The organism is Glutamicibacter sp. (assembly GCF_050701915.1).
Taxonomy (GTDB): Bacteria; Actinomycetota; Actinomycetes; order Actinomycetales; family Micrococcaceae; genus Glutamicibacter.
In genome coordinates this window covers 72,825-86,773 of sequence record NZ_JBOGEG010000013.1, presented here as the reverse complement: position 1 = coordinate 86,773, position 13,949 = coordinate 72,825, and the positions used below count along the sequence as shown (strand labels likewise).

12 protein-coding genes and 1 riboswitch are annotated in these 13,949 nt (G+C 62.5%); of the genes, 9 read left to right on the top strand and 3 right to left on the bottom strand.

Translation table 11 applies throughout. From position 1 onward, the window contains the following. Nucleotides 1-36 precede the first annotated feature (36 nt). Nucleotides 37-1,359, bottom strand: a complete 1,323-nt coding sequence (locus ACRDT3_RS09970) for an MFS transporter (protein WP_431492828.1) — start codon at nucleotides 1,357-1,359, stop codon at nucleotides 37-39. A 226-nt stretch (nucleotides 1,360-1,585) separates the two neighbouring features. On the opposite strand from ACRDT3_RS09970, the gene ACRDT3_RS09965 reads away from it, so the two are divergent. The 6 genes from ACRDT3_RS09965 to mnhG are packed head-to-tail and all read left to right on the top strand — an operon-like array spanning nucleotide 1,586 to nucleotide 7,910. Beyond that, nucleotides 1,586-4,555, top strand: coding sequence for a Na+/H+ antiporter subunit A (locus tag ACRDT3_RS09965; RefSeq protein ID WP_431492827.1), 2,970 nt, complete (start codon nucleotides 1,586-1,588; stop codon nucleotides 4,553-4,555). After that, on the top strand, nucleotides 4,552-5,001 hold the full coding sequence (locus ACRDT3_RS09960; protein WP_431492826.1) for a Na(+)/H(+) antiporter subunit C: 450 nt from the start codon (nucleotides 4,552-4,554) through the stop codon (nucleotides 4,999-5,001). The genes ACRDT3_RS09965 and ACRDT3_RS09960 overlap by 4 nt, the downstream gene beginning before the upstream one ends. Continuing rightward, nucleotides 4,998-6,599 carry a Na+/H+ antiporter subunit D gene (locus tag ACRDT3_RS09955; RefSeq protein WP_431492825.1) on the top strand — a complete coding sequence of 534 codons (1,602 nt, stop codon included), beginning with the start codon at nucleotides 4,998-5,000 and terminating at the stop codon, nucleotides 6,597-6,599. Before ACRDT3_RS09960 ends, ACRDT3_RS09955 begins: the two co-directional genes overlap by 4 nt. Before the next feature lie 8 nt (nucleotides 6,600-6,607). Further along, nucleotides 6,608-7,237: a Na+/H+ antiporter subunit E gene (locus tag ACRDT3_RS09950; protein WP_431492824.1), complete on the top strand. Its 630-nt coding sequence runs from the start codon at nucleotides 6,608-6,610 to the stop codon at nucleotides 7,235-7,237. Between the two features lie 2 nt (nucleotides 7,238-7,239). Continuing rightward, nucleotides 7,240-7,506: a monovalent cation/H+ antiporter complex subunit F gene (locus ACRDT3_RS09945; protein WP_105657014.1), complete on the top strand. Its 267-nt coding sequence runs from the start codon at nucleotides 7,240-7,242 to the stop codon at nucleotides 7,504-7,506. Continuing rightward, complete coding sequence (mnhG, locus tag ACRDT3_RS09940) at nucleotides 7,506-7,910, top strand: monovalent cation/H(+) antiporter subunit G (protein ID WP_431492823.1); 405 nt, start codon at nucleotides 7,506-7,508, stop codon at nucleotides 7,908-7,910. Before ACRDT3_RS09945 ends, mnhG begins: the two co-directional genes overlap by 1 nt. A gap of 56 nt (nucleotides 7,911-7,966) precedes the next feature. Here mnhG and ACRDT3_RS09935 read toward each other — a convergent pair whose 3' ends face one another. Next, complete coding sequence (locus ACRDT3_RS09935) at nucleotides 7,967-8,218, bottom strand: DUF4235 domain-containing protein (RefSeq protein ID WP_431492822.1); 252 nt, start codon at nucleotides 8,216-8,218, stop codon at nucleotides 7,967-7,969. Between the two features lie 75 nt (nucleotides 8,219-8,293). Continuing rightward, a riboswitch (TPP riboswitch) is annotated at nucleotides 8,294-8,414 on the top strand. 65 nt (nucleotides 8,415-8,479) lie between these two features. On the opposite strand from ACRDT3_RS09935, the gene ACRDT3_RS09930 reads away from it, so the two are divergent. Together ACRDT3_RS09930 and ACRDT3_RS09925 are read left to right on the top strand one after the other, a co-directional pair. Continuing rightward, complete coding sequence (locus ACRDT3_RS09930; RefSeq protein ID WP_431492821.1) at nucleotides 8,480-9,088, top strand: ECF transporter S component; 609 nt, start codon at nucleotides 8,480-8,482, stop codon at nucleotides 9,086-9,088. After that, the gene (locus tag ACRDT3_RS09925) at nucleotides 9,085-11,412 is read left to right on the top strand and encodes an ATP-binding cassette domain-containing protein (RefSeq protein WP_431492820.1); all 2,328 of its coding nucleotides are present in this window, start codon (nucleotides 9,085-9,087) and stop codon (nucleotides 11,410-11,412) included. Before ACRDT3_RS09930 ends, ACRDT3_RS09925 begins: the two co-directional genes overlap by 4 nt. Here ACRDT3_RS09925 and ACRDT3_RS09920 read toward each other — a convergent pair. Continuing rightward, on the bottom strand, nucleotides 11,409-12,284 hold the full coding sequence (locus ACRDT3_RS09920; RefSeq protein WP_431492819.1) for an aminodeoxychorismate lyase: 876 nt from the start codon (nucleotides 12,282-12,284) through the stop codon (nucleotides 11,409-11,411). The genes ACRDT3_RS09925 and ACRDT3_RS09920 overlap by 4 nt on opposite strands. A gap of 190 nt (nucleotides 12,285-12,474) precedes the next feature. Here ACRDT3_RS09920 and cls point away from each other — a divergent pair, with 190 nt between their 5' ends. Further along, nucleotides 12,475-13,947: a cardiolipin synthase gene (gene cls / locus ACRDT3_RS09915; protein ID WP_431492836.1), complete on the top strand. Its 1,473-nt coding sequence runs from the start codon at nucleotides 12,475-12,477 to the stop codon at nucleotides 13,945-13,947. Nucleotides 13,948-13,949 lie beyond the last annotated feature (2 nt).

Sequence of the window (13,949 nt, the reverse complement as noted above, 5' to 3'; positions counted from 1 at the left end):
CAATCGTTGGGGGCCAGCGCCGTTTGCGGCTGGAAGCTACGGGGTGACGTTCTTGGGCGACCGGATTGGCAGGAGCAGGAGCAGGCCGAGCGCCAAGACCAGCAGGATGCCCAGGATGCCATAACGCTGCGCTTGGCCGGATGCCACCAGCGGCGTAGCGATGGCGATGGCCCCGGCGAACAACGCCGGCGCCAAGAAGGACACGGCGCGGCCGGTCGTCGCGTACAACCCGAAGAGCTCTCCTTCGCGTCCTTCGGGAATCAAGCGCGAGAGGTAGGAGCGCGAAGCTGCCTGTGCCGGCCCGACGAACAAGCACAGCAGCAGGCCGAAGATCCAGAAGCCCACGGCTTCGGGGGAGAAGAAGACTCCGGCGCCGGCAACCAGCAGGCCGATCAGCGAACCGACAATGACCGCCTTCGGGCCCGCCCAGTCATCGACGCGGCCGCCGAGCACAGCACCCAGGGCCGCCACTACGTTGCCGACGATCGCGAAGATGATGACCTCGGTCAATTCGAAACCGAAGGTGCCAGCTGCAATGACGCCGCCGAAGGTGAAGATGGCTGCCAGCCCGTCGCGGAAGACGGCCGAAGAGCAGAGGAAGAAGAGCAGGTTGCGGTCGCTGCTCCACAGGTCCTTGATGTTGTTGAACAGCACCTTGTAGGTCAGCATCAGCGGGATTTTCTTCGAAGTGCTCGGTGGTGCTTCGGGGATCACGAAGAACAGCGGCAGCGCGAAGAGCAGGCACCAGGCGGCAGAGAACACTGCCACCCAGCGCAGGTTCAACGATTCGTCGGTGCTGGCACCTGGCCAGTCCACGATTGGCTGCACAAACAGGAAGAGCACCAGGGCCAGGGCGAGGATTCCGCCGACGTAGCCCATGCCCCAGCCGAAACCGGAGACCTTGCCGACCGTTGCCTTGGTGGAAATCTGGTTCAGCACCGCGTTGTAGTTCACGCCGGCGAATTCGCCGAAGACCGACATGGCCGCGACCAGGATCGCACCGAACCAGAGGTAGGAAGGGGCGGGGTAGACGAAGAAGCAGGCCGCGCAGATCGCGACGAGAATCAGCGTGTTGACCACGATCCACAGCTTTCGCCGTCCGGCGACATCGGCGCGAAGCCCGGTGACCGGCACCAGCAGGGCGATGGCCAGGCCTCCGATGGCCAGCGCCTGGGAGAGCACCAGCGAAGCATGATCCGTGTCGCCGAATAGTTCGCTGGTCAGATAGACGGTGAATACGAAAGTGATCATGACGGCGTTGATCGCGGCTTGGCCCCAGTCCCAGCTGGCCCACGCCCAGGTGTACTTGTTGAGCCACTTTTCGCGAATCGCTGACGGTTCGACCTGATTGATTCCCATGCTGGCATCGTACCGGCAACTGGTAATCAGGGAATGAATAGGAACGACTTTTTAGAAAATAGTGACCGATTCAGAAAATCAGCTGGTTGCGGAAAACGCAGGGAATATTCCTTAAACGACACATTCGTGCGATTGCAGCCAGCTCGCGGCTGATAAAATCACAGATGCAGCCGCTTTCCGAAGTGGTCTGGATACTCTGCCCACCACCAGCCGACAGAGGAAAAGCGTGCTAATAATTCTCACTGCGCTGTTTGTGACCGCTGTTTTATGCCCATTAATATTCCGGGCCCTGAAACGAAACGGTTTTTACGTTGTGGCGGTCGTGCCCGCAGTGGGATTTGTTTGGCTGCTGACCCGCATGCCGGCGGTGCTTTCTGCCGATAACTCGCTGGCCAATGGTGCGCCAAATGCTCCGCCCTCGGTTCAAATGGAATGGATTCCCGGGCTGAATATCGCCCTGAATTTCCGCATGGATTCATTGGCCGCGACAATCTTGCTGCTGATCCTCGGCGTGGGTGCGCTGGTGCTGTTCTATTGCGCCCGCTATTTCAAGAATGATGATCCGCAGATCGGCAGCTTCGCGGCGAAGATGGTCGCTTTCGCCGGAGCCATGACCGGACTGGTCACGGCCGATGACATCATCATCATGTTCATCTTCTGGGAAATCACCAGCGTGCTTTCCTACCTGCTCATCGGCTTCAGCCAAGCCCTGATCACCGCGCGCCGTTCAGCCATGAACGCCCTGATCATCACGACCCTTGGCGGGCTGGTGATGCTCGCCGGCATCTTGATGCTCGGCACGGCGGCCGACAGCTACCAGCTCTCCGAGATCATGGCTTCGGCCGATGAGCTGGTGGCGCTGGGGACCTTTACCGATGTTGCGGTAGCGCTGATTATTGTCGGGGCGATCTCCAAGTCCGCCCTGGTGCCTTTCCACTTCTGGTTGCCCGGTGCGATGGCCGCTCCGACGCCGGTGTCCGCGTACCTGCACGCCGCAGCCATGGTCAAGGCCGGTGTCTACCTGATCGCCCGCCTGGCTCCCGGCTTCGCCGAGACAACCCTGTGGGTCCCAATGACCGTGGGCATAGGTATTCTCACCATGCTCGTCGGCGGCTACCGGGCGCTCAAGCAGTACGACCTCAAGCTGATCTTGGCCTTCGGCACGGTCTCGCAGCTGGGCTTCATCATCGCGGTCTTCGGCTTCGGCACCCCCGAAGCGGCCTTCGCGGCACTGGCCATGACGCTGGCCCACGGCCTGTTCAAGGCGACGCTGTTCCTGAGCGTCGGCATCATTGACCACAACACCGGTACCCGCGATATCCGCAAGCTCACCGGCTTGCGCCGGGCCATGCCGATCCTGGCCACGACCACCGGCATCGCCGCGGCGTCCATGGCCGGCGTGCCGCTGCTGTTCGGCTTCGTTGCCAAGGAAGCGGTCTACGAATCGGCCCTGCACCTGGAATCCGGGTGGGGGATGGCCGCTCTCCTCGGCATCCTGCTAGGTGCGGCGCTGACCATGGCCTACTCGCTGCGCTTCTTCTTCGGGGCTTTCGGCGTGAAGAAAAAGAAGCTGCCCGCGTTGCAGTGCAAGGCCCCGACGCTGATCTTCCTGGCTCCCTTGCTGGTCCTTTCGGCGGCGACGCTGTTCCTGGGCCTGTACCCGCAGCTGGTGGAACCGCTGGCCATCCACTGGTCGGCCGCGCAGGGAGGACCGGGCAAAATGCACTTGCTGCCATTTGCCGGCTTCAACGCGGCACTGGGGCTGAGCGCAATTTCGGTGGGCCTTGGCCTGTGCTTCTTCTGGCTGCGCCACCGCACCGACACCGGCGCCCCGCTGCGCCGCATGGTCACCTCGGCCGAGGAAATCTACCGCATGTCGGTGAACGTGCTGGACAAGGCGGCCATCTGGATCACCGGTCGCACCCAGCGTGGTTCGCTGTCCTTCTACCTGGGCGTCATCCTGGTCGTGGTGCTGGTGATTCCGCTGGCCATCGCGCTGACCGTCTACACCCCGTGGCCAACGAACTGGATCATCGCCGACCACCCGGCCCAGTTGCTGATCGGTGCGGTGATCATCGCCGGTGCGGTGGTCTCCATTACCGCGCCGAAGCGTTTCATGGCGGTGCTGATGGTTTCGGTGACCGGCTACGGCATGGTCGCGATCTTCGCCCTGCAAGGCGCCCCGGACCTGGCGCTGACCCAGTTGCTGGTGGAAACCATCGTGCTGGTTTCCTTCGTCCTCGCCCTGCGCGCCCTGCCCAAGCGCCTGTGGGTGGGGCTGACCCGGATCAAGTGGGGCCGGGCCATCCTGGCGATCGCCCTGGCCGTGATGGTCGTCTACATTGCCATCGCGATGATGGCCGCCCGCAACGAGGCCCGCATTTCGCTGGCTTGGCCGGAGCTGGCCTACTACGAGGGATTCGGCAAGAACATCGTCAACGTGGCCCTGGTGGACCTGCGCGTGTGGGATACCTTCGGGGAGATTACCGTGCTGGCGGCTGCCGCCACCGGCGTGGCTTCGCTGATCTTCGCCGGACGCAGCTTCGGCAACCGGGTGCGGGCCCACCAGGTGGCACCGGGCAGCATCGACGCGGGTTCCGAAGCCATTGGCACCAAGGACTCCAAGGAAACCGAGCTGCGCATTGCCCGCCGCTTCGCCTCCAGCTCCAACCAGGACTGGTTGATGGCAGGCAGCACCCTGGTCGCCGAGCGCCGCTCGATCATCTTTGAAGTGGTCACCCGCCTGATTTTCCACACCGTGCTGATCATGTCGGTGTACACGCTGCTGACCGGGCACAATACCCCGGGCGGCGGCTTCGCTGGCGGGCTGATCGCCGGCTTGGCGCTGACCATCCGCTACCTGGCCGGCGGCCGCGTGGAACTTTCCGAGTCGATGCGCATCGCTCCGGGCATGCTGATCGGCGGCGGCATCGCACTGGCCGGATTGGCGGGCATCGTGCCGCTGCTGCTGGGTGATGGCATCTTCACCACCTATGCCCTGGAATTCTGGTTCTTCGGCGAGCACAAGTTCGTTTCCTCAACGATTTTCGACATTGGAGTGTATCTGGTGGTCCTTGGCCTCGTGCAGGACGTGCTGCGTTCTTTGGGCAGTGAAATTGATTCGCTTTCCGAGGGCCGCAGCCCGGTGGAGCGCCACGACGAGATCCAGGCCTCCCGGACTGGAGTTGGCCGATGAGCGTGAATATCACCTTCCTCGTAGTCACCGGCGTGCTGCTGGCGGCCGGCTTCTACCTGGTGCTCGAACGCACCCTGACCCGCGTGCTGCTGGGCATCATGCTGCTGGGCAACGGCATCAACCTGTTGATCCTCACCAGCGGCGGGCGCAAGGGCATGGCGCCGCTGTTCAAGCCGGATGCGGCGCCCGACGCGTATTCGGATCCGCTGCCGCAGGCGCTGATCCTCACCGCGATCGTGATCACCTTCGCGGTGACCGCCTTCCTGCTGGCGATGATCTACCGTTCCTGGACGTTGACCAGCGCCGATGAGCTCACCGATGACACCGAAGATATCAAGGTGTCCAAGAAGACCGCCTACGACGAGGAAGAGGACTCGCCGGTGGCCGAGGACACGACCGAATTCGTCGATGAAGAAGGACGCCCAGTGCGCGAGGGGGAAGAGTGAATTTCCTGGATCTAGCCCCTTTGGCCGTGGTGCTGCCGATCTTCGGCGCCGGGGCAGCCTTCCTGGCCCGCCGCCAGGTGCGCCTGCAGCGCCTGATCACCATCGGCATCCTGTGCCTGACCCTGGTGCTCGAAGCGGGCATGCTCGCCGCCGTATGGGGCGGCGAGAGCTATGCCATCCACATCGGCGGCTGGGAGTCGCCCTTCGGCATCGCCCTGATGGTCGACGGGTTCAGCTCCTTCATGCTGCTGATCTCCACCGTCGTCTCGCTGGCCGTGCTGCTCTTCGCCACCAGCCAGGGCCTGGCCGACGGGGATGAGCCCGGACCGGTGTCGATATTCCACCCGGCGTACCTGATCCTGCTCGCCGGAGTGTCCAATGCCTTCCTGGCCGCTGACCTCTTCAACCTGTACGTCGGATTCGAAATCCTGCTCACCGCCAGCTACGTGCTGCTGACCCTGGGCGGAACCGCCGAGCGCATCCGCGCCGGTACCACCTATGTGGTGGTTTCCGTGGTTTCCTCGGTGATCTTCCTGATGGCCATCGCGATGATCTATGCGGCCACCGGCACGGTGAACATGGCCGACCTCGCGGTGAAGCTGCCCGAACTGGGCCAGGGCCCGCAGCTGATCCTGCATGTGCTGCTGCTGATCGCTTTCGGCATCAAGGCCGCGGTCTTCCCGCTGTCCCTGTGGCTGCCGGACTCCTACCCGACCGCACCGGCCCCGGTCACCGCGGTGTTCGCCGGGTTGCTGACCAAGGTGGGCGTCTACGCGATCGTCCGCACCGAAACCCTGCTCTTCCCGGGCGGCTCGGTCAACGCCGGGCTGCTGGTGGTGGCCGCGCTGACCATGGTCATCGGTATCCTCGGTGCGCTGGCCCAGACGGACTTCAAGCGCATGCTTTCCTTCACGCTGACCAGCCACATCGGATACCTGATCTTCGGCGTGGCCGTGGGCGGGCCGCTGGCCATCGCCGCGACCATCTACTACGTGGGCCACCACATCATCGTGCAGACCTCGCTGTTCATGGTGGCGGGACTGATCGAACGCCGTGCCGGCAGCTCGAATGTCACCCGGCTCGGCTCGCTGGCCAAGCTCTCCCCGGCCTTGGCCCTGCTCTTCTTCATCCCGGCCATCAATCTGGGCGGCATCCCGCCGTTCTCCGGGTTCCTGGGCAAGTTCGGGCTGCTGCATGCGGCCGCGCAGGACGCCGACCCGCTGATCTGGGTCGTGATCGGCGCCGGATTGCTGACCAGCTTGCTGACCTTGATGGCGATCATCCGCGTGTGGGCCCGTGTGTTCTGGCGCCGTGCCGCCGATGCCGAGGTGCCCAACCAGGCCCTGGTTGCCGAAGCGACGCAGGTCGCCGATGAGACGTTGGCCGGCGGAGCGCAGAACCCTCGCCTGGGGTTGAAGCTGGCCAAGCAGCTGGAATCCGAATCCTTGCCGTGGGGCATGCGCTACGCCACCGGTTCGCTGGTGCTTGCGGGCATCGCCCTGACCGTCTTTGCCGGGCCGATCTTCGAATTCTGTGAGCGGGTGGCTGCGGAGCTGATTGCCCGCGAACCGTATATCAGCTCGATCTTGCCATTCTGATTGGAGGGATGATGCCGAACAAGAACTTTGAACCGCGTGACCAGCGCATTGATGATGCGCTGGATACCTCCGGTGTGCGCCACCGCGCGACACTCAAGCAGGAATGGCCGCTGCTTCTGCTGCTGCTGTTCGTCTGGGGTGCCCTCTGGCAGGACTTCTCCCTGGGGAACATGATTTTCGGCGTGATCATCGCACTGGTGATCGTGAACCTGTTCCCGCTGCCGCCGGTGGTCCTTTCGGGCCGGATCAATCCCTGGTACTGCCTGAAGCTGTTCATCTGGTTCCTGGGGCAGGTCTTCGTGGCCAGCGTCAACGTGGCCTGGCTGGCCATGGTCCGCGGGAAGCACACCCGCAGTGCGATCATTGCGGTCCCGCTGCGCACCGGCTCTGATCTGATCGTAATGACCGTGGGCCACGTGCTCACGCTGATCCCGGGTTCCTTCGTGATCGATGTGGACCGCAGCTCGTCGACCCTGTACCTGCACTACATCGACATTCAGTCGCCAGGGGATGTGGAGAAGGCGCGTGCCGCCATTCGCGACATCGAACGCCGGCTGATCATGGCTATTGGCAGCCGCGATGAGTACGAAGCGATCAAGAGCGAATGCGGACCGAACTTTGATGCGAGGAAGGGGTAAACATGCTGGATATCGTCATATGGATCTGCGGCATCATGCTCGGGCTCGGTGCCGTCGCCTGCCTGGTCCGTGTTGCCAAGGGGCCGTCAATCCTTGACCGGGTGCTGGCCTTGGACGTGATGCTGCTGATCATCTCCGCCGCCCTGTGCCTGGAGATGGTGCTGCACAAGCACACCGACTACTTGCTGTTTGTGGTCGCCGCCTGCATGCTCGGCTTCATCGGCTCGGTGACCGTCTCGCGCTTCGTCTCGGATCAGAGGAATGCCTAATGGAACTCTTCCTCGACGTCCTCGTTGCGATCCTGCTGATCCTTGGCTGCCTGATGTCATTGATCGCAGGCATCGGCTTGCTGACCTTCCCGGACATGCTCACCCGCATGCATGCAGCGACCAAACCGCAGGTGCTCGGCTTCCTGCTGATCTTCGCGGGGCTGGCCATTTACCTGCGCAGCTGGGCTGTGATCCCGGTCCTCGCGCTGGCCTGGGGCATGCAGCTATTGACCGCGCCGGTCTCGGCCCACATGATTGGCCGTTCCGGCTACCGGACCAAGCACGCTGCCAAGGAAACCCTGTTCTCCGATGAGCTGAGCCTCGTGGTCAACAAGGTGAATGGCACACCGCCGACCGGAACCACCCCGGTCTCCAAGGCCGAATCGCAAGACGAACAAGATTGAGAAAAAGCGGGAGCCGCCCAGATGGGCGGCTCCCGCTTTTGGCTTTACGCCGAAGCTTACTTGGTGAACTTGGCAACAACCTTGTTGGCGCTGCGGTCGGCCACGGTCTGCAGGATGGCTGCCACCAGGGCCGAGACGACTGCGAAGCCCAATGCACGGCGGAAGGAAGCTTCAGCTGCTTCCTCAGTGCCCTTACGTGGTGCTTTGCTGCCGGTTGCCTTCAACCAAAGGAAATCAACCAGCTTGCCGCCGAGCATGCCCGCGCCAACGGTGATGCCGGTAGTGACAAGTTTCTGCACTTTATCCATTTTTTCCTCGCGATCAAGCTCTTGACATATCGTTCCTCTGCCCAGCATACCTGCGGTATGGTGGGGGAGCAGTAATTATTCCGACAGGGGAGCGTCAGACTTTTAAAAAGTCGCAAGACGCTGAGAGTGCGATAGATCGCAGACCCTCGAACCTGCCCCGGCTAGTACCGGCGAAGGAAGTCGAGCATCTCGGATGCGGATAGGCGCGGCAGTATGCCCTCATTCCGTCCATCTCCCCTCCTTTCCACAGGAGGACCAACAATGAACGAAACAGTTTCGAAGCAGCGTACCGGCTGGCGTGTAGTTGATATCGTCGTCGCCTCGGTGATCGCCGTCGCATCCGGGGTCATTTTCTGGGCTTGGAGTGCCGGCTATGGGCTGTTCTCGCTCGCCTTTGCAGCTTTCCCGCCAGCCACCGCGCTGCTCACCGGCATGTGGCTATTTCCCGCGGTGCTCGGCGCACTGATCATCCGCAAGCCAGGCGCTGCAATCTACTGCGAGCTACTGGCCGCCGTAGTTGAAGCGCTGCTCGGCTCGCACTACGGCTTGACCGTACTGATCTCCGGCCTGGTCCAGGGACTGGGCGCAGAACTGGTCTTCGCAGCATTCCGCTACCGCAAGTGGAACCTGGGCGTGGCGCTGCTGGCAGGCTTGTTCGCCGGTTTGTTCGCCGGCATTTCCGAGGCATACATCCTGGCCTACTACGTTGAGTACACCGCCGGAATGAAGATCTTCCACGTGATCGCCACCGGCGTTTCCGGCGTAGTCGTAGCAGGGCTGCTGTCCTGGCTGGCCACGCGCGGACTGGCGAAGACCGGTGCTTTGAGTGCCCTGGCGAGCCGGCGTGCGCACCTGGAAAGCGCAAAATGAGTTCCTTTGCCAGCTCTGGTGCAGCCTCACTGACCCAGCGCGGTGCCGCAATCACCGCAACAGGTTTCGGCTGGCAGCACTCCGACCGGCAGAACCCTGCCATCTCGGGACTGGATCTTCAGATCCACGCCGGTGAAAAGGTGCTGCTGGTCGGTCCATCGGGCGCCGGCAAGTCAACCCTGCTGCATGCGATGGCCGGGTTGCTGGAAGTGGATGAGGCCGAGCAGGTCGCCGGCCGGCTCCTCATAGATGGCAGCGATGCCTTTATCCGGAGCCATCCGGTGGGCTTGATGCAGCAAGATCCGGAAACCCAGGTCGTGCAAAGCAGGGTCGCCGATGATGTGGCCTTTGGCGCGGAGAACCTCGGGATGGATCCCGAGCTGATTCGCCAGCGGATCCCCGAAGCGCTGGACGCGGTGGGACTGGGCGCGCTGTCTTTCGAGCACCGCACGCAGCAACTCTCCGGCGGGCAGAAACAGCGGTTGGCTTTGGCTGGCATTCTGGCCATGGAACCGAGCCTCATGCTGCTCGATGAACCGACGGCCAATGTGGACCCGCAAAGCATTGAGCTCTTGCGCGACGCGGTGCTGAACGCCGCCCGGATTTCTGGTGCCACGCTGGTAGTCGTGGAACATCGGATTGAAGCCTGGGCGCAGCATGTGGACCGGGTCATCGTGCTGCAACCAGGTGGGGGAGTCGCGCACGATCTGGATCCGCAGCGGCTGTACACCGACGAATCGGTGCGCGAGGAGCTGGCTGCTGCCGGGCTGTGGGTTCCGGGATATTTTCCGCAGGTGGCTCCGGCAACGAATAGTGCCGGCGACACGCTCTTGGAAGCGCGGCAGCTGGTATCCGCCCGCACCGCCACGGCACCGCGCACCCAAGCGGTGGACGTGAACGTGCAAGCGGGCACCGCGACGGTGATTCGCGGCGAGAATGGCGCTGGAAAGTCGACTCTGGCCCTGACCCTGGGCGGATTGCTCGCCCCGGCCAACGGCGAGTTGGCGGCCACCGCGCAACTGGCCGACGGTCTGGGCAAATCCCCGTTTGCCTGGAAAGCCGGTGCACTGATCGGGCGGATCGGTTCGGTCTTCCAGGAACCCGAACACCAATTCGTGACCCAGAGCGTTCGGGAAGAGCTGGCTTTCGCTCCCAGCCGCGCGCAGGCCAGCAGCGCCGATGTGCCGAAGTATGAACCTGCCCAGGTCCAAGCGCGCGTAGATGAGTTGCTGGAACGCCTGGGCCTGACGCATTTGGCTGAAGCGAACCCGTTCACCCTCTCCGGGGGAGAGAAGCGCCGCTTGTCCGTGGCCACCGTTTTGGCCGCATCCCCAGAGGTATTGATCCTCGACGAACCGACCTTCGGGCAGGATGCGAACACGTGGAGGGAACTGACTGGGCTGCTGGTCGAGGAATTGCAGCAGGGCACCGCGATCATTGCTGTCACCCACGACGATCACTTTGCCTCGGTGCTGAAGGCAAGGGACTTGGTGCTCACTGCCGGCAACCCGGAAGCCGATATCCCGCGCCAGGGGCCGGTGCTTGATGCGCCGGTAGGGCATAGCTGGTTGGCGAAGATCAATCCGCTGGCCAAGCTGGGTGCGGTGGCCGCGGCAACACTGCCGTTGATTACCACCTTGGACTGGGTTTCGGCGCTGGTGATTATCGTGGGGACCGTGGTGTTCTTCCCGCTGGCAGGGCTGAGCCCCGTGAAATTCCTCAAGCGTGCGTGGCCACTGCTGATCGCCGGAATCCTTGCAGCGTGGGGCATTGCCCTGGTGGGCCAGGACAGCGGCATGGTGTACGCCCAATTCGGCGCCTTCAGCATCACTGAGGGATCGGTGGCCGGTGGCATTGCCACCGGACTGCGCGCTTTCGCGCTGGCCATCCCGTGCATCTTGCTGCTGGCCACCACGAATCCAAGCGATTTGGGCGGGGCGCTGTCGCAGCAGCTGAAGGTACCCCACCGGTTCGTGCTCGGAGCTTTGGCCGGCATGCGGTTGCTCGGGTTGATGGTGGAAGAATTCACCACGCTCACCCTGGCCCGGCGCGCTCGCGGTGTCGGAAACTTCGGCAGCTTGGGCCAACGCCTGAAGGCAACCCTCGGCCAGGTGCTGGCCTTGCTGGTGCAAGCGATTCGCCGCGCCGGACGGCTGGCAACCACGATGGAGGCCAAGGGGTTTGGCACGGCCAAGCGCACATGGATTCGTACGGCCACCTTCACCTGGCGTGATGGCATGGTGCTGGCCACCGGAATCCTGTTTGGCACGGCCGCCATGACTGCGGCCGTGCTGGCCGGGACCTACAACTTGGTGTGGTCCTAGCGGATTGCTTCGCTCAGGGCGCTGAGCTCTTCATGGAGCTCAGCGTCCAGGCGAACCGGCTTGGCATCGATGGTGCGCACCGGGGTGAGCAGGCGGATTGAGGAAACCAACCACACGCCATCGGCCTGGTACAGGTCTTCTGGGCGCAGCGGGCCATAGCCCAGCTCCCAGCCATCCTGGGCTGCCGCGTCGAAGATCGCGCTTTGCGTGGTGCCTGGCAGGATGCCGGTTTCAAGCATCGGGGTGAGCAGCCGCTTGGTTTCGCCATCGCGCTGGGCTACCAGCACGGTCGAGGTTGGAGCTTCCAGGATGATCCCGTCAGCGGAGGTGAAGATGACATCATGGGCGCCGTGCTTGTGCGCATAGCGCAGGGCCGCCATGTTGATCGAGTAGGAAAGGGTCTTGGCGCCCATCATGAGCCATGGCGCGCGTTCGGCCAGCTTCGAGTCGTAGCCGCGATCCAGCAGCAGGACATCCACACCGGTTTCACGCTGCTCCTTGCCCAAAGCCGGGGCAGGAGTAACGGTGACCCAGCAAATGGCAGGATCACTATCGTGCTCGCCGCGCGCTGCGACCAGCTTGACCACGGCTTCTTCAGCGCCGCCGGTGGCATCGAAATCGGCCACAGCGGTATCTACCGCGGCAAACCAGCTACGGGCATCGGGAATGGCCAAATCGGCTACTTCAGCGGAGGTCGCCAAACGTGCCAAGTGCGCTTCGAATTTGCGTACGGCCTGGTTGGTGTAGAGCATCGATTCAAAGATGCCATCACCTCGCGTTACTCCCTGTGCAGTGACCAGAAGTTGCGGTGCAGTGATGTCTGCAAGACGACCAGCGGGATAGGCCGGATCCAAGAATACAAGTGAGCTCATAAAGACAGATTATCGAACCCCAGCGTCTTCTGCGTGATTTCTGCGGGCGGAGATTCAGACAAGTCTGGCAATGTTCGATAAGCTAAGCGAAGGATTATGGCCTGTACATCACAGATCAGAGCCCGAAAATGCCAAGTTCGAGGGGCGTAGCCAAGGGGGTGCCTGAGTGTGGCCAAGTAATGAAGTCTTCTTGCAGATTGGCGGCGTTCTTTGGAGCGTGCTGGTCGCAATAGAGTTAGCGGTTCGCTACTTCATGATCGGCATCGTTCCGGGCAACCGGCGCCCCACCACCGCCATGGCATGGCTATTGGCTATCTTCTTCCTGCCCGTTGTGGGACTTGTCGCATACTGGCTTTTTGCCAACCCGCGCCTGTCGCGTCGCCGCTTGGAGAAGCAGCGGCGTGCGCACGATGAAATCATGAAGGCCACTAGCCACATGCAGCTGCCCGAAGAGTTCCATTCCCAGGAAGAATGGGTCGAATCGGCGGTCATGCTCAACCGCAATCTTGGCGCCATGCCGCTGGAAGGCGGCAACCAGGTAGAGGTCATCTCCGATTACCGTGCCTCGCTCGATGCCATGCGCAAGGAAATCGATAACGCCACCCGCTATGTGCACATCCAGTTCTACATCATGGGCGATGACCCGGATTATGTTGGACCGGTACTCGATGCACTGGAAGCAGCAGCGGATCGTGGCGTGCACGTTCGCCTGCTCTTCGACCACTTGGGAACCTTGCGCGTCAAGGGCTACCAGGATTTCAAGAAGCGCCTGAAGAAATCCAATATCAACTGGCGCCCAATGCTGCCCATCGACCTGATTGGCCGTCGTTGGCGCCGCCCGGATCTGCGCAACCACCGCAAGATCCTCGTTGTTGATGGCGAGGTAGCCTTCACCGGAAGCCAGAACCTGATTGAACCTGGCTACAAGCGCGAGTCCTCCCATAAGGTAGGCCGCGAATGGGTTGAAATGATGTTGCGTGTCGAAGGCCCGCTGGTGCGCAGCCTGGACGTCACTTTCGCTACCGACTGGTGGCAAGAGGACGACGACCAAGAAGTGCTGATGGATATGACCGAGGCCCGCCACCCGCTGGCCTATGAGGAACGTCCCGGCTCCACCCTGGCGCAGCTGCTGCCCAGCGGCCCCGGATATGGTACCGAGAACAACCTCCGGCTATTCAATACACTGATCTATTCGGCCTCCGAACGCTTGGAAATCACCAGCCCTTACTTCGTTCCCGACGATTCGCTGCTCTATGCCATCACCACTGCCGCCCAGCGCGGGGTTGAAGTGGAATTGTATGTTTGCGAAGAGGGCGACCAGTTCCTGGTGCACCACGCCCAGCAGTCCTACTACCAGCAGCTGCTGGAAGCCGGCGTGCGCATCCACCGCTACCCGGCACCGATGGTGCTGCACACCAAGTGCTTCACCGTTGATAACGATGTGGCCGTGGTGGGATCCTCGAATATGGATATGCGCTCGTTCAGCTTGAACATGGAAATTTCCGTGATGCTGCTGGGCAAGGAAATGGTCGATGCGGTCAACCAGGTGCAGAACCACTACCGTGAGATTTCCTCGGAAATCGCTCTCTCCCAGTGGCGCCGCCGTCCACGCATGCAGCGCTGGATCGACAACGTGGCGCGCCTGACGGCCACGTTGCAGTGAAG